Origin of the sequence: Phosphitispora fastidiosa, assembly GCF_019008365.1 — a bacterium.
Classification (GTDB): Bacteria; Bacillota; Thermincolia; order Thermincolales; family UBA2595; genus Phosphitispora; species Phosphitispora fastidiosa.
Genome location: NZ_JAHHUL010000009.1, coordinates 89,657 through 108,961, shown reverse-complemented (window position 1 = coordinate 108,961; position 19,305 = coordinate 89,657). Strand labels below are relative to the sequence as shown.

General features: G+C 47.7%; 18 protein-coding genes and 2 other annotated features. All 18 genes read right to left on the bottom strand.

Going from position 1 to position 19,305, the window contains the following annotated elements; genetic code table 11:
• Positions 1-12 precede the first annotated feature (12 nt).
• Positions 13-210 (bottom strand): 50S ribosomal protein L35, encoded by a 198-nt coding sequence (gene rpmI / locus Ga0451573_RS10165; RefSeq protein ID WP_231683874.1) that lies wholly within the window; start codon positions 208-210, stop codon positions 13-15.
• A 16-nt stretch (positions 211-226) separates the two neighbouring features.
• Positions 227-727, bottom strand: a complete 501-nt coding sequence (gene infC / locus Ga0451573_RS10160; protein WP_231683914.1) for a translation initiation factor IF-3 — start codon at positions 725-727, stop codon at positions 227-229.
• A gap of 37 nt (positions 728-764) precedes the next feature.
• Positions 765-897 (bottom strand) — a sequence feature (ribosomal protein L20 leader region).
• 72 nt (positions 898-969) lie between these two features.
• Complete coding sequence (gene thrS / locus Ga0451573_RS10155) at positions 970-2,874, bottom strand: threonine--tRNA ligase (RefSeq protein WP_231683912.1); 1,905 nt, start codon at positions 2,872-2,874, stop codon at positions 970-972.
• A 103-nt stretch (positions 2,875-2,977) separates the two neighbouring features.
• Positions 2,978-3,195, bottom strand: a binding site (T-box leader).
• Between the two features lie 28 nt (positions 3,196-3,223).
• Positions 3,224-3,820 carry a DUF445 domain-containing protein gene (locus Ga0451573_RS10150; RefSeq protein WP_231683873.1) on the bottom strand — a complete coding sequence of 199 codons (597 nt, stop codon included), beginning with the start codon at positions 3,818-3,820 and terminating at the stop codon, positions 3,224-3,226.
• A 103-nt stretch (positions 3,821-3,923) separates the two neighbouring features.
• On the bottom strand, positions 3,924-5,363 hold the full coding sequence (locus Ga0451573_RS10145) for a TrkH family potassium uptake protein (protein ID WP_231683872.1): 1,440 nt from the start codon (positions 5,361-5,363) through the stop codon (positions 3,924-3,926).
• 9 nt (positions 5,364-5,372) lie between these two features.
• Entirely contained in the window at positions 5,373-6,716 is a 1,344-nt protein-coding gene (trkA, locus tag Ga0451573_RS10140) for a Trk system potassium transporter TrkA (protein WP_231683871.1), read from the bottom strand.
• A 334-nt stretch (positions 6,717-7,050) separates the two neighbouring features.
• Positions 7,051-8,460, bottom strand: coding sequence for an APC family permease (locus Ga0451573_RS10135; protein WP_231683870.1), 1,410 nt, complete (start codon positions 8,458-8,460; stop codon positions 7,051-7,053).
• Positions 8,461-8,509: 49 nt separating this feature from the next.
• Positions 8,510-9,700 carry an acetate/propionate family kinase gene (locus Ga0451573_RS10130; RefSeq protein WP_231683868.1) on the bottom strand — a complete coding sequence of 397 codons (1,191 nt, stop codon included), beginning with the start codon at positions 9,698-9,700 and terminating at the stop codon, positions 8,510-8,512.
• A gap of 30 nt (positions 9,701-9,730) precedes the next feature.
• Positions 9,731-10,960 carry an FMN-binding glutamate synthase family protein gene (locus Ga0451573_RS10125; RefSeq protein WP_231683866.1) on the bottom strand — a complete coding sequence of 410 codons (1,230 nt, stop codon included), beginning with the start codon at positions 10,958-10,960 and terminating at the stop codon, positions 9,731-9,733.
• 25 nt (positions 10,961-10,985) lie between these two features.
• Positions 10,986-11,648: a GltB/FmdC/FwdC-like GXGXG domain-containing protein gene (locus Ga0451573_RS10120; protein WP_231683864.1), complete on the bottom strand. Its 663-nt coding sequence runs from the start codon at positions 11,646-11,648 to the stop codon at positions 10,986-10,988.
• On the bottom strand, positions 11,636-12,541 hold the full coding sequence (locus tag Ga0451573_RS20070; RefSeq protein WP_231683863.1) for a class II glutamine amidotransferase domain-containing protein: 906 nt from the start codon (positions 12,539-12,541) through the stop codon (positions 11,636-11,638). The genes Ga0451573_RS10120 and Ga0451573_RS20070 overlap by 13 nt, the downstream gene beginning before the upstream one ends.
• Before the next feature lie 19 nt (positions 12,542-12,560).
• Positions 12,561-13,970, bottom strand: coding sequence for a glutamate synthase-related protein (locus Ga0451573_RS10110; RefSeq protein WP_231683860.1), 1,410 nt, complete (start codon positions 13,968-13,970; stop codon positions 12,561-12,563).
• Between the two features lie 2 nt (positions 13,971-13,972).
• Positions 13,973-14,275, bottom strand: coding sequence for a EutN/CcmL family microcompartment protein (locus Ga0451573_RS10105; RefSeq protein WP_231683858.1), 303 nt, complete (start codon positions 14,273-14,275; stop codon positions 13,973-13,975).
• A gap of 27 nt (positions 14,276-14,302) precedes the next feature.
• Positions 14,303-14,857 carry a BMC domain-containing protein gene (locus tag Ga0451573_RS10100; RefSeq protein WP_231683857.1) on the bottom strand — a complete coding sequence of 185 codons (555 nt, stop codon included), beginning with the start codon at positions 14,855-14,857 and terminating at the stop codon, positions 14,303-14,305.
• Positions 14,858-14,860: 3 nt separating this feature from the next.
• A complete protein-coding gene (locus tag Ga0451573_RS10095) occupies positions 14,861-16,195 on the bottom strand; it encodes a 4Fe-4S dicluster domain-containing protein (protein WP_231683848.1) in 1,335 nt (444 codons plus the stop codon).
• A gap of 13 nt (positions 16,196-16,208) precedes the next feature.
• Entirely contained in the window at positions 16,209-17,009 is an 801-nt protein-coding gene (locus tag Ga0451573_RS10090) for a hypothetical protein (RefSeq protein ID WP_231683847.1), read from the bottom strand.
• Entirely contained in the window at positions 17,002-17,808 is an 807-nt protein-coding gene (gene pduL / locus Ga0451573_RS10085; RefSeq protein ID WP_337833076.1) for a phosphate propanoyltransferase, read from the bottom strand. Before pduL ends, Ga0451573_RS10090 begins: the two co-directional genes overlap by 8 nt.
• Before the next feature lie 34 nt (positions 17,809-17,842).
• Positions 17,843-19,291, bottom strand: a complete 1,449-nt coding sequence (locus Ga0451573_RS10080; RefSeq protein WP_231683846.1) for an acetaldehyde dehydrogenase (acetylating) — start codon at positions 19,289-19,291, stop codon at positions 17,843-17,845.
• Between the last annotated feature and the right edge of the window lie 14 nt (positions 19,292-19,305).

Below are 19,305 nucleotides of genomic sequence, written 5' to 3'. Positions count from 1 at the left end.
TTCAGCCAATTATCAGGAATAAGGCATTAAAAGCTTGATTCTCTTGGCATCAGCTTTAGAAACAATATCAGACTTGCGGAGGTTTCTCTTCCTCTTGGCAGATTTCTTCTCTAATATATGGCTTTTATATGCTTTAGCCTTTTTGACTTTCCCGGTTCCGGTAACTTTAAACCTCTTGGCAGCGCCCCTGTGAGTTTTCATTTTGGGCATAACTTTGCTCCTCCTCTCAGTCCTGTTTTGGTGCTAAAATCATTATCATATTTCTTCCTTCAACCTTTGGCTGTCTTTCAACTGTAGCCACTTCTTCGGTCGCATCAGCAACCCTCTTCAAAAGCTTTTTCCCCAACTCGGCGTGAGCCATTTCACGCCCCCTGAACATCAGGGTCACCTTGACCTTGTCACCCTCTGTTAAAAACTTCAGGGCATTCTTGGTCTTTACCTCAAGGTCATGGTCCTCAATATTTGGCCTTACCTTTACTTCTTTGACACTGATAATTTTCTGTTTCTTGCGCGCTTCTTTTTCACGCTTGCTCTGTTCATACTTGTACTTGCCAAAATCCATAATGCGGCATACCGGGGGCTTAGCATTAGGCGCAATCTCAACTAGGTCGAGTTCCTGTTCCTGAGCCATTCTCAGGGCATCCCTGACCGGCACGATGCCTAACTGTTCTTGTTCGGAACTAATTAACCTGACTTCCTTACCCCTGATTTCCTCATTAATTCGCATATCTTTGCTTATTGGGTTCACCTCCAAATTTTATCTCCTCTAAAAAACTAAGCGGGTGGATAACCACCCGCAGAAAATCAAATATATAATACCTGATTTTAGAAATTCGTTGACCTTATCAACAGCCAGAGCGTTATAAGGTGAGAAGCGGATGGCTTCTGCTTTGGATAAAATATCAAATTCTTTATTATTATAGCACTGTTTATCACCGGTTGTCAAATAATTTCAGTGGTTAACAGCGGTTACCTTTTTAAATCAATTTCCTCCCTGACAGTGTGCACAAATTCGTCCAGGGCAATACTTCCCTGATCTCCTTCCCCGCGTTTGCGCACAGCCACAGCGCCACTGTCAACTTCACGGTCTCCGATTACCAGCATATATGGGATTTTTTCCAGCTGGGCCTCCCTAATCTTATATCCGATCTTTTCGTTGCGGCCGTCAACTTCGCCTCTGATACCGTTTTCATCAAGAGTCTTCAGGATTTCCCCAGCGAAGTCACGCCCCCGGTCGGTTACCGTAAGCACCTTAACCTGAACCGGAGCCAGCCATGTCGGAAATGCTCCCGCAAAGTGCTCAATAAGGATGCCGATGAAACGCTCAATACTCCCAAAAACTACCCGGTGAATCATTACCGGCCGGTGTTTCTGGCCATCCTCTCCCACATAAGTAAGATCAAATTTTTCGGGCATCAGGAAATCAAGCTGGATGGTCCCGCACTGCCAGGTCCTCCCCAAACAGTCCCTGAGGTGGAAATCAATCTTCGGCCCATAGAATGCTCCATCACCTTCATTAATTTTGTAATCAAGGCCTTTCTCATCAAGGGCCTGCTTCAGGGCAGCTGTAGCCATATCCCATATTTCGTCAGAGCCCATGGCCTTTTCCGGTTTAGTACTTAATTCCACGTGATATTCAAAGCCAAATACGCCGTAAAACTTGTCAATCAGGTCAATTACCCCAATAATCTCTTTGGTTGCCTGGGAGGGCAGCATAAATATATGGGCATCATCCTGGGTAAAACAGCGGACCCTCATTAACCCGTGCAGCGCCCCCGAGAGCTCGTGCCGGTGGACCAGGCCCAATTCACCAAGTCTGATGGGCAGATCCCGGTAACTGTGCAGTTTAGACCTGTAGACAAGAATCCCGCCGGGACAGTTCATGGGTTTTACCGCAAAATCGGTTTCATCGATACTGGTGAAATACATGTTTTCTTTATAGTTATCCCAGTGTCCTGACTGCTCCCAAAGGCCCCTGTTCAGAATCACCGGGGTACGTATTTCCTGGTATCCGGCCTTTTTATGTTCATCCCGCCAGAAGTTCTCCAGCTCATTCCGCAGTACCATCCCCTTAGGGTGAAAAAACGGAAAACCGGGGCCTTCATCCTGCATGGAAAACAACTCAAGTTCCGCCCCCAGTTTACGATGATCACGCTTTTTGGCCTCTTCTATCCGGAAAATATGTTCTTCCAACAGAGATTTTTTCGGGAATGAAGTCCCATATATCCTCTGCAGCATTTTATTTTTCTCGCTGCCCCGCCAGTAAGCCCCGGCCAGGTTCATCAGTTTTACGGACTTTACTCTTCCCGTAGAGGGCACATGAGGTCCGGCACACAGGTCAATAAAGTCTCCCTGGCGATAACAGCTAATGACGGCGTCCTCAGGAAGATCATTGATCAGCTCCACCTTGTAGTTTTCCCCTGCTTCCGCAAACATCCTGAGGGCTTCATCCCTGGATACCTCCATACGTTCAAAGGGGTAGTTCTCCTTGATAATCCTCTGCATCTCCTTTTCTATCCGGGGCAGGTCTTCAGGAGAAAAGTTTTCCGGGACATCGAAATCATAATAAAACCCTTCGGAAATAGATGGGCCGATGCCAAATTTAACTCCGGGAAAGAGATTTTTCACAGCCTGGGCCATAATATGTGCCGTACTATGGCGATATACATCCTGTCCTTCTTCACTGTCCCAGGTAATAATCTCAAGTGCACTGTCTTCATTGACAGGGGTGCCCAAATCTACTTTTTTGCCATTAAGTTTTGCTGCCAGAGCGTTTCTGGCAAGACCCTGGCTGATAGCGGCAGCAATGTCGACTACCGGTGTTCCCTTTGGAAATTCCTTTACTGAACCGTCTTTTAAAGAAATCCTGACCATAGACATGAAAATGTACCTCCTTATATGAGCGGCTGCAACCGCTGCCGCCAATTAAATCATTTGCTTTCTTTACAACAAAAAACCCCTCATCCCTGGTAATAACACCAGAGACGAGAGGTAGTTCTCCCGCGGTTCCACTCTGTTTCCGAAAAACCGGCTCTTTCATAGTCTATAACGGGACGCCCCGGTCAGGCTTACTTCGTTCTGCCCGACAGCTCCAAGGTGGTTTTTCGGCTGCCTGTTCCCTGATAAGGCTTTCAGCCCGGGGCCTTATCTCTCTGGCAGGTGCCACAGCTTACTTTTCCTCTTCACAGCATTTGTTTTATTATATGACTCCGGAAGCACAGTGTCAAGTCCCTGCGACAACTGCCACCAGTATTTGCAGCAAGCCCGCAGCCACGCCGATCAAGGCTGCTGCGATTTTCAGATAAAATATCTCCGGCAGCTTTTTGACTCTGGTCTCCAAGTCAGCCAAATCATAACAGCGGATTTTTTCTTCAATAAACCGGCAGAGGTCTGAACCGGCGCCCCTGTCTTGGCGGACACTATAGACCAGTTCATCTAAAAACCCGGCAATTTCTTTCCTGACAATGTCTTCAATAGTGTCAATTATCTTCTGTCTTACTCCCCGCGGCACCAAAAAGGGAATCTTATGCTGAATATGTTCCTTAATTGAAACCACAATAGTATTACTCAGGTTTGCTCTGACCTCATAAGCCGGACCCGAATCCTCAGTAACAGCCAATTGCAGCTGGGTTTGAATGATTTCCCTGACACCTGCTGCCAGGTGTTCCTGTTTTCCGGGCAGTAATCCCCTGATATGCGTATCGGTAAAAGGAAGCTTCATCGGATCTGCCGGCCTGAACAGGACTTTCAGGGCCAGGGCCGCAGTAAACCATCCCGATATCCCTCCAATGACAGGAATTAAAATTAATATATACTCCACTACAGTCAGTCCTTTATTATAGTCTTACTCCCTAAAAATATACCAGAACCGGTCTCAGACTGCAATGGAAAAAAAGGGGAACCTCCGTCCGGCAACTAAATTCCTATTTACGCCAAAAGCTGGGCAATAACAGCACCAATACTGTAAAAATCTCGAGTCTTCCCACCAGCATAAAAAAACTTAATAAGTACTTGGCAGCATCTGGTAAGAATGCATAGTTCTCCATAGGACCCACTGCTCCAAAACCGGGTCCGATATTGCCAAGGGTGGCCAAAACCGCACTAACGGCGGATTTAATTTCAAGACCAAAACCCGTCATGATAACAGTTCCCGTGATTACCATAAAAATATAAAAGAAAAAAAACTGGAAGATCGATATGATAATGTCCTCGGGATAACTCTTGCCTCCCACCTTAAGAGAGAATACCGCTCTGGGGTGAAAGAACTTCTTTAGCTGCAGCCCGGAATGCTTCAGCAGCACCAGATAACGGCTCACCTTCATCCCACCGCCGGTAGAGCCTGCTGAGCCCCCGACAAACATAAGGAGGAATAAAACACCTGTGGCCATGCTTGGCCACAACACATAGTCATCAGTAGCATATCCAGTTGTTGTAATGATTGAGACCACCTGAAAGGAGGCCAGCCTGGCAGCCTTGAAAAAGCCGTGTTCCGCAGCCAGAATTAACCAGATTATCAGAATTGCCCCTAATGTAATTGAGGTATACAGCTTAAATTCCTCATTATGCCAGAAATTTTTCAGTGACTTTTTCTTAACCGCTGTATAGTAAAGCGCAAAATTGGTTCCGGCTGCAAACATAAATACAATTATAATCCATTCAACAGCAGGGTTCTGAAAGGCACCGACACTCAGATTCTTAGTGGAGAAGCCGCCGGTAGCCATAGTTCCAAAAGTATGGGTGAGTGAATCAAACCAGTCCAGCCCGGCTATCCGGAGCAGCAGTGTCTCTGCCAGAGTTAGAATGACATAGGTCAGCCATAGTATTTTTGCGGTTTCACTGATCCTGGGTTTAATTTTCTCGGTAATCGGTCCGGGAGCCTCTGCCCGAAATACCTGCATGCCCCCGGCACCCAGTTGGGAAAGTAAAGCCACAAACAGCACCATAATGCCCATCCCGCCCAGCCAGTGGGTTAGACTGCGCCAGAACAGCAGACTTCGGGGCAGGCTTTCAATATCAGTGAGGATACTGGCCCCGGTTGTGGAAAAACCGGACATGCTTTCAAAAAAGGCGTCTGCGAAACCGGGAATAGCCCCTGTCATCCAAAACGGCAGGGCCCCAAAAAGGGTAGCAGCCACCCAGGCAAAAGTAACCATGGCAAAACCTTCCCGGTAACCGATCGTCTCTCTAACCCGGACAGCGAGGAACAAAACAAGCCCCAGTACTGTCGTTGCCGCGGCAATACCAATCCATACCGGCACATATGGTTCCCTGTTAATCAGACTTATGTGCACAGGGGCCAGCATGGCCAGCCCAACAATAGCGATAATTAATCCTATATGTCTTATAATTACAGAATACTTCATTTTAAGTAATTACCTGCCTACTTCAAAGAATTCATTTACCTTGGCGACAGCTTTGGGTAAGGTAAATACCATAACCCGGTCTCCGGGCATGATTACATCATCACCGGTTGGAACTATAGCAGTATCATCCCTCATTATCGACCCCAGGATGGCTCCTTTGGGAAACTTGAGCTGTTTAAGCTTCTTGTAATTTGCCCGGCAGCGTTCCGGCACAATAAGTTCCATGGTTTCGGCATCCGCTCCCCCCAGGAAACTGACGGAAACCACCTCTTTAGGCCAGATAAGCTTTAGGATAGTACTGGTAGTCAGGGACCGCGGGCTGACAACTACGTCTATACCAACCCGTTCTACCAGTGGGATGTAATCAGAGCGCCTGATAACTATAATGGTGTTTTTCACTCCAAGGTGCTTGCTGATGAGGGAAACCAACAGGTTCAGCTTATCGTCACCGGTAACGGCAACAAAGAGGTCGGCTTGCCCGGCTCCTTCTTCTTTCAAAAGGTCAATATCAGTTCCATCACCATTAAGCACCAGGCTGTGGTCCAGCTTGCCTGAAATAACCCGGCACTTATCCTTATTTTTTTCTATGATTTTAACCCCTATTTTTTTCTCCTCCAATAGCCTGGCCAGGTAGTAGCCAATGCGTCCGCCCCCGAGAATCATTACCTTTTCTATGGCAGCCCGGCTCTTGCCCAGCAGTTTTTCCACATCTATCATTTCCTCGGTTCGGGCCACAATAAAGACAATATCATTTACTTCAAGATAATCATCCCCGCGGGGAATAATCATTTTTCCACCGCGGGAAATAGCTACAATGAGAGCATTTCCGGCCAAATCAAGGTTCTTCAGCATCTTACCCACTACCAGGGCCGATTCTGTAAGCTTGAGTTCCAGAAGCTGGATCTGGCCTTCAGCAAAGTACTCCACATTCAGGGCTTCAGGGACTTCCATAAGTTTCACTATTTCTTTTGCCGTAATCTGTTCCGGATTTATGATCAGGTCAATCCCCAGGGAGAATTGCGGGGACTTGTGGCTTGTTTCCACATAGTCCGGATCCCGCACCCGGGCCACAGTTTTGGGGACTCCATACTGTTTGGCCATAAGACAGGATACAATGTTTAGTTCATCTGTTTCCGTAACCGCCACTACCAGGTCGGAATTTGTCACCCCGGCTTCCTCAAGAATTACCGGAGAAGACCCGCTGCCCAAGATTGTCTGCACATCAAGGGCTTCCTGGACATATAAAAACCGCTCCTCATCTTTTTCAATTACAACAACATCATGGCCTTCATATGACAGCATCTGGGCAATACTAAAGCCCACTTTGCCGGCGCCGATTATTATGGCATGCACCAGAACTTCCCCTTTCCACCAAATCAATGATACAATAACCTAATCTTTCCCTATTCTATAGGAAGCCATACAATGGCTGCAGTTAACATTTCTCCAAATTAGCCATCTACAGCAATATTTGTCAGATTACCAATTTTGATACCCATTTCGCTCATCTGCCTGGGAAAACCTTCTTCATCATAACATAAATTATCAATGACAGGTAAAAAAACTTTTCACAAACCGGGGCAAAAAAAACCCAGGCAGGTCTAAACCGGCCCGGGGGAGGTAAAACCAATGCCATAGCTAAGGGTATGAACGTTAGCTGGCATGTAGGGAGAGCTATTTAATGTTATCAGTCGAGATCAATTTCTTCAGGATTTTTTGCTATTACCGTTTCCGCCTTATCCTGAACCTTTTTGCGGTAGAGACATAAAGGAATAACTAACAGTGTAATAACGCTGCCTGTCACCATTACTTCGGCGCCGTAATAAAGAGCCCCGGGTAAAATCAGGATCACATTAAAGGCTCCCAGAATAAACGCTACCGGCACCATGAAATTCGGCAGCTTAAATGGTCTGGGGTGGTCAGGTCTCTTCTTGCGCAGAATAACAAACGCAAACAGAGGCATAAATATACAAATCATGTAGGCTAAGTTGGAAGCGGCAATAATCTTAACAGGTACTTCAAAGGTCATCAGGAAAATTGCAAAGGCTATATTGAATATAGCAGCTACATAAGGAAATCCGTTAGGACTGAGTTTCATCCACTGCTTCAGGTTTGTGCCCTCCTTGGACATCCCGTACAGTATCCGTGCCGTCCCGTTAAATGCAGTGTTTGCCATCAAAAAAAGACCTGTAAAAATGATAAACAGGGCAACCCGGCCGCCGACAGGGCCAAGAATAGCTTCAGATAATTTCAAGAAGGGATAATCAGGATTATCCGCAAATGCCGCTACCCCGAGGACACCCACCAAGGCCAGGGTAATCATGGTATTTAATATAGTTACCACCGTACCTGAAGACCAGGCGGCTTTAACGGTATCCTTGACAGGGTTTTTGTATTCCCCAACATATACAGTTATTGTTTCAAAGGCATATGAGCCCCATGAGGCAACATAATACGCCGCACCTATACCAACCCAGCTCATCATCGAAAACCAGGACCCCTCGGGATTACTGAAATTCCCCCAAGAGCCATAAGGCCTAAATGGCAACAGGTTATCCATTGACACCAAACCTCTGGCAAATGCCACCACAATCATAACTACAAGCGGCAGGAGGCTCACAGCGCTAATGATTAGCTGACCTCGTTCACTTACCGTGATACCGAAATAGTTGATGGCAAGCAATACGCCCAGAATAACGATACCAACTATAAAAGGACTGAAATTGGTCCCAATCATCTGGTTCAAATATTGAGCCATAAGTATCGGCATAATCCCCATTACCGGGATCCATGCATACCAGTAGGCCCATTGGGCAATAGTAGTCGGCCAGTGGGACCACTTGTCAAATGCATCACCCATACACATGGTCATGCCGCCGGTTTCATTCTGATACATTCCTGCCAGTTCTGAATATATTAAAACCTGAAGCAAACCGACAAAAGAAGACGTAGTCCATACAAGGATTGATACCGGCCCTACTTGCTGGGCTAAGGGTCCTGCAGATACCAGGGTTAGGGCACAAACTGCTATGCCCATTAAGAAACCTGTTCGCCAAGTCGCTCTTCTGAGAATTCCGGTTTTTTCACCAGTGGACATAAGAATGACCTCCTTTTAAGTTTTAGAGGGGTTCTTCAAAAAGCTACGCTTAAACAATAAACTTACATGCTTCTTTAGCAATCATCAATTCTTCATTGGTAGGTATTACCAGTATTTTCACCTTGCTCTGCTTGCCGCCTATATCAACATTACGACCGGCGGCTTTGTTTTTTTCATCATCAAGGGTTATGCCAAGGTAATCAAGGCCAAGGCAGATTTCCCTTCTGATTTCAGGTGAATTTTCCCCGATTCCGGCAGTAAAGACCAAGCCGTCAATGCCGTTCATCACCGCCGCATAGGCTCCAATATACTTTTTCACACTATAAGCAAAAACCTTTAGTGCAAGTGTGGCTTGCTGATTACCCTTTTCTGCAGCCTTCTGAACCTCTCTAAAATCATTACTGAGTTCCGAAATTCCCAGTATCCCACATTCGCGGTTTAATACCGCCATTGCATCCGAAGCGCTCAATCCCTCTTTTTCCATCAGGAATAACAGTATTCCGGGATCAAGATTGCCACAGCGCGTTCCCATGGGTATCCCCTCCAAAGGGGTAAAACCCATGCTGTTTTCCACAGATAAACCTTTTTGAACGGCTGAGATGCTTACTCCGTTACCCAAATGGCAGGTAATTAGCTTTAATTCCTCCAGCGGCTGTTTCATTAATTCAGCTGCCTGCTCAGCTACATACCGGTGTGATGTACCGTGGAATCCGTATCTTCTGATTCCGTATTTCTGATAGTACTTATATGGCAAGCCATATATATAAGCCTCTGCCGGTAAGGTTTGATGAAAAGCCGTATCAAATACTGCCACCTGGGTAGTTTCCTTCAGTATGGCTTTACACGCTCTGATACCCATGATATTTTGTGGATTATGTAATGGGGCCAGGTAATTAAATTGTTCCAGCTCCTCAATTGTTTCATCCACTAAAACAGTAGGAGCAGAGTATTTCTCACCTCCATGTACTACCCGGTGGCCAACCGCCGAGATCTCGTCCAGGTCACGGATTACCCTGGTCTTAGAATCAGTCAGGATTTTGAACACCAACTCCATGGCCTGATGATGATCCCGTGCGGTTACCGGTTCTTTTACCGTTTTCCGTGATTTTTTGTAAACAGATAAGGCTTTCTCTGACCCAATTCTTTCGATGCTGCCTCCGAACCGGATCTGTTCTTTTTCCATATCAATTAGCTGGTACTTGAGTGAAGAACTGCCGCAATTAATTACCAAGATATTCAAAACTGACCACTCCTGACTTCTAAAGCCTGATTACATTGTCCCTACAAGAGGAATACCTGTAATTGCAGAAGCTTCCATACTCAGGGCACGTAAATCTTCAGGCTCCAAATTGTGCACATCTGTTTTTCCGCAAAGGTGGGCCAGCATTTTAGCTTCCATGGTCATAGCCTTTAGGAGATTGCATACTCTCTCAGCAGCTTCATCAATATCAAGCCTTCTGGTCAGGACAGGGTCGTGTGTGGCAATCCCCTTGGGGCATTTGCCCGTGGTACACTGCATGCAGCCAATACATCCCATTGCTATCATTGCTGCTGTACCTATAGCCACGGCGCTGGCGCCCAGGGCCAGGGCTTTGGCCACATCGGCCCCGCTGCGGATTCCTCCCATGATAATCAGGTCGACCTTGTCTTCCAGTCCAACTTCCTCCAGTACCTGTCTGGCCTGGACCACCACAGCCATGGAAGGGACACCGACATGTTCAGCCACTACCTCAGGAGACGCTCCGGTACCGCCCTGCATTCCGTCAAGTGCGATAATATCTGTGCCAACCTTACAGGCGATTTTAACATCTTCTTTAACCCGCCCGGCGCCCATTTTGAGGCTCACAGGAATCCTGCAATCAGAGGCTTCGCGGAGTTCTTCCACTTTCATTACCAGGTCATCAGCGCCCAGGACATCAGCATGACGGCATGGGCTGCGCAGGTCAATCCCCTTGGGGATGCCGCGTATTTTAGCAATTTCATCGGTAACCTTATCTCCCATCAGATGGCCGCCAACTCCCGGCTTTGCTCCCTGGCTGATGAGCAGTTCAATAACATCTGCCTTGCGCAGGTCATGAGGATTAAATCCATATCTTCCGGGTGTGCACTGGTAGAACAGCTTCTTCGCTGCCTCCCGTTCTTCAGGGAGCATTCCTCCTTCCCCGGTACTGGCTGCCGTCCCAGCCAAGGCAGCGCCTTTGGCAAGGGCGATCTTGGCGTTTTTTGAAAGGGCGCCAAAGCTCATTGGGGCAATAACAATCGGAATATCAATTTCCAGAGGTTGTTCAGCAAACCGCCTGCCCAAAACTGTTTTACTGGAGCATTCTTCACGGTACTGCTCTACGGCCAGTCTGGATAAATTGGCCGGTAAAAAGGTCAGGTCATCAAAATTCGGCATTTTCCTGTAAGAACCAAACCCCCGTACCTTATACCGTCCGATCCTGCTGCGCAGGTGTATACCCTTAATGACATCCGGAGTCCATGTATTGCTGATTTTCATAATCTCTACCCCCTGCGATGTTTAATTATTCTTTGGTGGAATAATGGTGTAGTTCTTTGCGCGAAGTTATCTTCTTAAACGGTTTGTCTGTTACTAATCCATGTTCCGTCAGCGTTTCCTCAAGAAAATTCTTATCCGCATCGGAGAGTTCCACTATCTGGGCATCACTGCCGAGGCCTTCAATGTTTCCGCCTACAAATATCTCACCATTAATCAACCAGTGCCCGGCGCGCTCTCCGATGTCACCCAGAACAATGATCCTGCCGCCCATCATCATAAACCCGGCCATAAACCCGGCACTGCCTTCTACTACAATCAGGCCGCTTTTCATTACCTGTCCCAGCCGGTTCCCGGCATCACCGTGAACAACTATGGTGCCTCCACGCATAGCAGGACCAACACTGCTGCCGCCTCTGCCGTTAACAATAATTTTTCCTGACATCATGTTATCACCGAGACACCACCCGGCATTTCCGTTAATCACTACATTACAGCCATCAGTAAGGGCAGTGCAGAAATACCCAACACTTCCTTCATATGTTATCCTGGCCGGACTAAGTACACCTACACCGAGGTGATGGCTGGCTGAAGGATTGGTTATCCTGATTTCGTCACCTGCTGCGGCAGCCTGTTTTATTTCGGCATTAATCTCGCGGCTGGTCTTCCCAATAGCGTCTATCTCAACCATGTCATGACCTCCTTCGGGCCAGGCTCCCAATAACGGTTTCCTGTTTGTTTGTCACTGAAAACCTTGCGGATAGCCACTTCTTCAGAAGCTATGGCCACAAAATCTTCACCTTCCAGGACAGCCATCGGTTTAGCGCCCAGCTTATCTTTGGCAAAACCAATTTCATTAGGTGTGGACACCAGATATGAAAAGGTCCCGTCAAAGTTTTCCAGTGATAGGTACAGGGCCTCTTGCAGGTTATCTCCACGAGAGAGCCTGTCGGCAATATAAACAGCAATTAACTCAGAATCATTATCTGTCCGGAAGCGGTAGCCCTTATGCTCCATCTTCCTCTTAAGGGTGTAGTAATTGGTCAGCTGACCGTTATGGACAATAGCAACATCTGCAAAGCTGTTTGCCCAGAACGGGTGGGCCCGGCGCACATCCACATCACTTTCGGTTGCCAGCCTGGTATGCCCAATCCCGTGTGTGCCCATAAATTCAGAGAGGGCAAACTTCTTGTCAATGTCTTCGGCAAAACCCTCATCCTTGAATATCTCCAGGGAGTGACCAACACTGATAATGTGAAGTCCGCTTATAGCCTCCAATTCGCTGCAGACAGTGTCCAGGGAATCCGGCTCATCCATTTTAACTGTGAGAAAATCCCCATTCCAACCAATTGAACGAATACTTATGCCCAATTTGCTGAGACACTCCTTGATAACACCGGTAACCGTGCCTATTTCAACTCCCCCCGAATAGTACAACCAGATCTTCAGGCACTCGTCCTCAGCCCCGTAAAGGGCAACACCTGTGGAATCCGGACCGCGGTGTTGGATGCCCGACAGCATGGAAACCAAAGTTTTTCCAACAAAAGTGGGTTTTTTGTATATGACCCCGGCAATCCCGCACACTTTACATTCCTCCTTTGATTTAAGCTTGTGAATATACCTTCCGAACTCCTGTTATTTGCGCAATATGTTCGTCAAGTGCCATCAGGTCATTGAGATCAAGATGGGCTACATCGTCTTTTCCAACCATACGGGTAATCATCTGCAGCTCGCGGGTACTTGCTTTCAGGAAATTGGCCAGTTTGATGGCGTTCTGCTCAATATTGAAGCCAGCTGCCAGCACCTCATCCTGAGTTGCAATTCCATTGGGACAGTTGCCTTTATGGCAGCAGCGGCACAAGCGGCAGCCCATTGCTACCAGGGCTGATGTGCCAACATAAACCAGGTCTGCCCCCAAAGCCAAGGCCTTGGCAAAATCAGCGGCATCACGGAGCCCGCCGCCAATCCCCAATTTTATTTTCTTTTTCGCCTGGTGGTCTTCCATGAATCTTGCTGCTCTTTTCAAGGCATAAAGGGCCGGAATGCCAACATGGTCTGACGCGATTACGGGAGCTGCACCGGTCCCGCCTTCCATGCCGTCAATCATAATTATTTCCGGTTCTGCGGTAACAGCTATTTCCAGGTCTTCTTCAACATGCCCGGCAGCAATTTTTATGGCTATCGGCACACCACCGCTGATTTCCCTTAATTCAGCGACCTTTCTTCGCAAATCCTCTGCTGAATTTATGTCAGGGTGACGTGCAGGTGAAATAATATCCTTGTCAGTTCCAATTCCCCTGACACGGGCAATTTCCGGGGTAATCTTATGTTTCAGAAGATGCCCGCCCAAACCGGGCTTTGCTCCCTGGCCGATTTTAATTTCAATCATGTTAGCTGACTTGAGCACATCTTCCGTAATCCCAAAGCGGCCTGTACTGTACTGAACCGTCAACAGCTTTGCTTCAGCCCGTTCCTCGGGAAGCATCCCGCCTTCTCCGGTATTGGCCATACTGCCGGCCATAGCGCTGCCCCTGGCCAAGGCAATCTTGGCCGGCTTGCTGAGAGCGCCAAAGGACATGGCGCCGATTATTATTGGTGTTTCCAGAACAACGGGTTTCCCGGTTTTAGCGCCAATGACCAGTGTAGTATTAACCTTCTCCTCATCTAACAGTGGTCCCCTGCTGAGCTGTGCAGGGACAAACACCAGCTGGTCAAATTCGGAAGGCCTGTTTTGCTTGCCACATCCCATTATATTCGGTTTTCCGGAAACAGACTGCTGGCGGATATTAGCCAGCCTATCCTTTGACCAGACCCGCTGTCCCAACTCAGGAACAAATTCTATCTGTATCGCTTTGGTGGGACAGGCATCTACGCAGTACATACAGCCCTGGCAATTACTGTCAGGCTTTTGGCCCGGTTTTCCGTAGTTTTCAACCAGATTTTCATTTGGGCACGTCTCGACACATCTCAGGCATTCGAGACAAATGCCTCTTTCAATACGCGCTTGGTACACTATCAATCCCCCCGTTTACGGCCTTTTTTGTCGTCGGTATACTGTGTCGAATCAATTTCTACATGATCCACAATTCCTATCACAGAAGCATCAATGGCACCATCTAAGGTTGCCCGGGCAGGACTGCCTTCTACGACAATCACCAGGTTTCCCACCCCTGCGCCGATATGGTCATTGACAATCTTTATGTTGCCTAATGGCTTCATTCTATGATCCAGGGGCTGTACAACCAGCAGGCGGTAACCTGTGATACTCTGCTCTTTCCGGGTAGCCCATGCATTTCCAACTACTTTTCCGAGGAACATAGTCTGTTCACCCTTCTTTTCGTGGATTTAACCTAATGAATTCCATATTGCCATGTCCGGTATGGGAACAACAACACTCTGGACAAGAAGGCCTCTTTCGGCCACTATCCCGGTTCCGACTTGGACTGCTGCTTCAACTGCACTTATCTCACCTGAAAAATAGGCAACCCCTTTGCCCCCGATGCCAATCCCAACCTTGAGGTCAATTACTTCAACATCACTGGCCTTAGCTGCAGCATCAGCAGCAAGAATAATGGATGCTATTGAAAAGGTTTCAATAATTCCAAGCGCACCCGGTTTACTATCAGGGATAATACTGGTGTTATTAAAGGCCTCTAGAAGCGATGCATGGACATTAGGCAGAATAAAGGTGTCAACCACAAATTGCTGACCCTTTTCGATACCGGCGGCAACTGAACTCTCAACAGCAGATACTTCCCCACTTATCAGGCCGATATATTTCCCGGGACAGACTGCGCGAGCGGTAATCAACTCAACTTGAGCGGTTTTAACCATAATGTCAGTACTTTCGGTTCCCTTTGCGATACTGTTAAATTCGACCAATCCTAGTGCAAGACTCATGGGTTACCTCCTTTCGATGACGATTCGTTCAGAGTCAACCTTACTGACTACGCCATCTATACTGGAATAAAGGTTTGCACCCAACTTGCCCTTGGGTATACCTGCAATTAAATCTCCTGTGGTTATGGCATCCCCTTCTTTGACAACGGGTACAGCCGCTGCACCGATGTGCTGGCGTAAGGGAAGGTTGACTCTGTCAGGGACCATTTTAAGGGACCGGAAGGGCGCCGGAACATCATAAACTTTAAGTCCCAGCCATTTTTTTACTTTCTGAGAAGGCATCCGGCGGTAGTTTCTTTGCGGATTTGCCATCAGATTCCCATTGTCCTTTTGTTCCCTGGCAATTTTTGCTTTTGCCAATTCGGTCTTTAAAAAACTGTTAATTGCCCGTGGTGAAAGACCGTTTGGGCAGACAATTTCACATAAACCACAATCAGAACAGTAGTAGGCGTCTTTGAAATATGCTCCCTGGGTCAGTGGGAAACCAAATGCACGCATAATCAAATGTGGCCTGAAATGGTGTCCAATCAACTGTCTGGGGCAGGAGTCACTGCAGTAAGAGCACTGGATACAGGCTGCCTTTGCCCGCCGGGCAGTTTTTACAAAATCTTCCTGCTTACGGACTGCTGCCGGGTGTTCCCTGGGTAAAACCAGGAGGGCGCTGGTAGTCTTGGTAACCGGCGTATTGAAATCAGTGACAAGTTTCCCCATCATCGGCCCGCCGTCAATCACCTGCATTCCTTTCAGCTCTACCGCCAGGAAATCAACTAACAATTCACCCACTGAGATTCCCAGGGGAACCTGTAAACTACACGGTTTACTTACAGCTCCACCGATAGTGACCCACTTGGTGATTACCGGTTGTTCCTCCAGCGCCCGGGAGACGTTATACAGAGTCTCGATATTGATTACTGCCACGCCTACCTGTATGGGAATACCACCTTCGGGAATGATTCTTCCGGTTGCTTCAAAAACTAAAACCTGTTCATCCCCTGCCGGATAAAAATCCTCCAGCAGGCATAACTCAATTGGGGGCTTAATATACTGCTTCAGCCTGTTGATCAGGGTTTCGTGCTTCTTTTTGATGCCAATTATTGCTTTTGGCACCTTTAATACTGATACAAGCAGTTGCAGGCATTCCACAAGCTTCAGTGTCTGCTGCTGTAAAAGAACCTGGTCCTTATACAACAGGGGTTCACACTCAGCCCCATTAATAATCAGAAATTCAAGTCCGGCATTCAGTTTCACATGGGTGGGAAATCCGGCGCCTCCAGCACCTACAACACCGGCTGTCTCAATAAGTTCCAGTAATTTTGACTTTTCCGTTATTTGTTGCATACTTGGCACCTCATTAACGTGTAATTGAAATGGTCAGTCCCAGCTTGGCTGCAGTTTCACGGGCTAAAGGAGTTACTATGCACCTCTGGGGAGTTCTGATTTCTCCCATGGACATCTCATGGTATTTTAAAATATCTGCTTCGGTCAGTACGGTAACTTTTGAATCCCCGGTCACTTCTTTTCCCAAGGCCGTCCCCTGAAGCTGCTGCCTCAATGCAGTTACCATTTCATCCCGCCGCATCAGCGTGATATTCAGAGACCTCAAGGTCTTTTGGTAATCATTCAGCAGCTTAACATAAGGTGCAGGTATTGACTTGTATACCTTTTGCAGATTTCCCGGCAGCAAATTATCATCAAGGGCTGCCAATACAGGTTTACCCTGCATAACTGCGGAAATCGCAATTTTTGCCGACAAGGTATCATTAAAGCCTAAGGCTAATCTGGCAGCCAATTCCTGACCCACCCAGGGTATTACCACCACTCTTGCTGCAGCCAACAACTGTTCCATATCTGTGCAGTCAGTCGGTCTGATAATCCTCCCGTAATTGCTCTCAGGAGACCATTCCGTTTCGGCAGCGGAATTTCTTCCCGGCTCCTCCAGGTCAACGATTACTGCCGGGTTAGGCGCTATTTCGCGGAATTGAGGCAGCCAGGCCAAGGTTTCTGCCACCCTGGCCCGAGACCCATTGACAATAAATACCACTGGATTTGCCTCTTGAACGATATCTTTGTTTTCTAATACCGGTGAGCCCTTTTCATTCAGGTGTTTTAACACCAATCGGATAATTATTTCAACCATATCCTGATCAAACATCGCTGTCTTCTCCCGATATCCAAATGGTCCCCGCAGTACCCGTCGCCAAAGAGGCAGCATTCGCCTCATCAGTGTCCAGGTGCATCTCCAGGTTGAAATCATCCCTCACTCTTACCAGCACCTCATCATAAACCAGACTTCTGGGTCCCGCTACCCGGACCTGGACCTTGTCATGGTCCTTTAAACCCATCCTTTTGGCATCCTCAGATGTCATATGAATATGGCGTAATGCAGTTATGACACCTTCTTCAAGATCTACCGTACCCCTGGGTCCAATCAGAGTAATCCCGGGGGTACCGGCTAAATCTCCGGAATCCCTTTCTGGAGGTATAATCCCCAAGCGGTGGCCGTCGGTCCGGGAAATCTCTACCTGGGTCTGGGAACGCTCAGGTCCAAGAACCCGGGCGCCGATAATTATCCCCTTAGGGCCGACCAGCACTACTGTCTCTTCTGCAGAGAACTGACCAAACTGGGATAGTTCACCTTTCTTGGTCAGGCGATAACCCTCTCCAAAAAGAACTTCCACATCTTTCTGGCTTAGATGGACATGGCGACCGGAAACTGCCAGCTTGATATCACCAATCTTTTTCAAGATGTCCGGGCATTTACAGACAATGCCCGGACATCCGGGTTCCGGTCTCCTGTCTCCTGTTTCGTGCTGAATAATGAGTTCAGTTCCTGTTTCCTTTAGATAGTGGCGGGCAGACGGGGTGATCAGGGTATGATTTGATACTGCTATTTCCTTGGGCATCTGACCCCGGTATTTATGCCTTAAATCCAATTCAGTTAAAACCCTCAATAGCATTCACCTCTGGAACCAAATTGGTCCATATTTAGACAGCCACTTGTTCCAATACCTGTTGGATAACCTTTTTCAAAATCTCGTCTGACACTCCCTGATTTATCTGGGCCGGCGCGGTTTGTGCAGAAACTTCTTCCAGGCCGTATGCCAGCCTTTTAATAGTAATTAAATGCCGCGGGGTAATATTGTCTCCGGTACTGTTTTTGCCCCAGCTCCCACAACCCAATGTGAGTGAAGGCGCCAGGCCAGTGCTTAATCCAACCGCTCCATGAGTGGAAGGGGTATTCACCAGGATACGTGAAACCGGTTTCTTCAGGGCAAATTCCCTGATGATACTTTCATCCCTGGAGTGGATTGAGAGAGTGTGTCCAATGCCGCCATAGTTGAGGATTTCAATACACTTTTCACAGGCAGAGTGCCAATCACTTGCGGTGTAAAGAGCCAAAACCGGTGACAGCTTTTCCATTGAAAAGGGAAATGCCCTGCCCACACCGCTCTCCTCGGCTACCAGTACCCTGACATCTGAAGGTACATTAAAACCTGCCATAGCAGCTATTTTCTGTGGAGGCCGCCCTACAATCCCCGGGTTAAGGCCGCCATTAGGCTTAACCAGAACCCCTTCAACCAGGCGTTTTTGCTCCGCATTCAGCATATAACACCCGACACGGCGCAATTCCTGGATCACTTGTTCTTTGATAACATCTTCCACTACGATAGCCTGTTCAGATGAACATATTGTCCCATTATCAAAGGTCTTGCTCACCATAATGTCGGCAATAGCCTTGGTGATATCGGCAGTTCTTTCGATAAAAGCCGGTACGTTTCCCGGTCCCACCCCATATGCGGGCTTTCCGGTACTGTAGGCCGCTCTTACCATAGCTGCACCACCTGTAGCCAGAATCATGTCAACACCACGGTGTTTCATTAACTCATCGGTGCCTTCCATAGTGGCATGGGACAGACAGCCGATGATTCCCGCAGGGGCTCCCATAGCAACCGCCGCTTCACTCATTATTCTGGCGGTTTCCACACTGCACTTGATAGCCGCAGGGTGGGGGCTGAAAACGATGGCGTTCCTTGATTTAATCGCAATCAGAGCTTTATAAATCAATGTGGAAGTTGGATTTGTAGTTGGCAGGAGACCCAGGATTACTCCAACAGGTTCTGCAATTTCCAAAACTTTGCGTTCCGGATATTCGGCAATAACGCCTACTGTCTTCATGTCTTTGATGTATTCATATACTGTTTCAGAAGCCAGCAGGTTTTTAGCGACCTTATCTGCAACTACTCCAAAACCGGTCTCCTCTACTGCCATTTCGGCCAGCCGTAAGGAGTTGTTTTGCGCCGTTTCGGCCATAACTTGGATCAGCCTGTCAATTTGTTCCTGACTGTATTCCTTTAACTTAAGAAACGCCTCTCTGGCCTGTTTAACTAGGCAGCGTGCTTCATGGACCGACCTCAGGTCTACATCCAAGTCCATATCATCGCCTCTTT

What these genes read in the sequence shown, in the direction of transcription:
- Ga0451573_RS10080 (WP_231683846.1), bottom strand. Translation starts at nt 19,291, where the DNA reads ATGGACTTGGATGTAGACCTGAGGTCGGTCCATGAAGCACGCTGCCTA.
- Ga0451573_RS10105 (WP_231683858.1), bottom strand. Translation starts at nt 14,275, where the DNA reads ATGTTCCTCGGAAAAGTAGTTGGAAATGCATGGGCTACCCGGAAAGAG.
- thrS (WP_231683912.1), bottom strand. Translation starts at nt 2,874, where the DNA reads ATGGTCAGGATTTCTTTAAAAGACGGTTCAGTAAAGGAATTTCCAAAG.
- infC (WP_231683914.1), bottom strand. Translation starts at nt 727, where the DNA reads ATGCGAATTAATGAGGAAATCAGGGGTAAGGAAGTCAGGTTAATTAGT.
- Ga0451573_RS10100 (WP_231683857.1), bottom strand. Translation starts at nt 14,857, where the DNA reads ATGAGTCTTGCACTAGGATTGGTCGAATTTAACAGTATCGCAAAGGGA.
- Ga0451573_RS10095 (WP_231683848.1), bottom strand. Translation starts at nt 16,195, where the DNA reads ATGCAACAAATAACGGAAAAGTCAAAATTACTGGAACTTATTGAGACA.
- Ga0451573_RS10120 (WP_231683864.1), bottom strand. Translation starts at nt 11,648, where the DNA reads ATGGTTGAGATAGACGCTATTGGGAAGACCAGCCGCGAGATTAATGCC.
- Ga0451573_RS10145 (WP_231683872.1), bottom strand. Translation starts at nt 5,363, where the DNA reads ATGAAGTATTCTGTAATTATAAGACATATAGGATTAATTATCGCTATT.
- Ga0451573_RS10125 (WP_231683866.1), bottom strand. Translation starts at nt 10,960, where the DNA reads ATGAAAATCAGCAATACATGGACTCCGGATGTCATTAAGGGTATACAC.
- Ga0451573_RS10135 (WP_231683870.1), bottom strand. Translation starts at nt 8,460, where the DNA reads ATGTCCACTGGTGAAAAAACCGGAATTCTCAGAAGAGCGACTTGGCGA.
- rpmI (WP_231683874.1), bottom strand. Translation starts at nt 210, where the DNA reads ATGCCCAAAATGAAAACTCACAGGGGCGCTGCCAAGAGGTTTAAAGTT.
- Ga0451573_RS10090 (WP_231683847.1), bottom strand. Translation starts at nt 17,009, where the DNA reads ATGTTTGATCAGGATATGGTTGAAATAATTATCCGATTGGTGTTAAAA.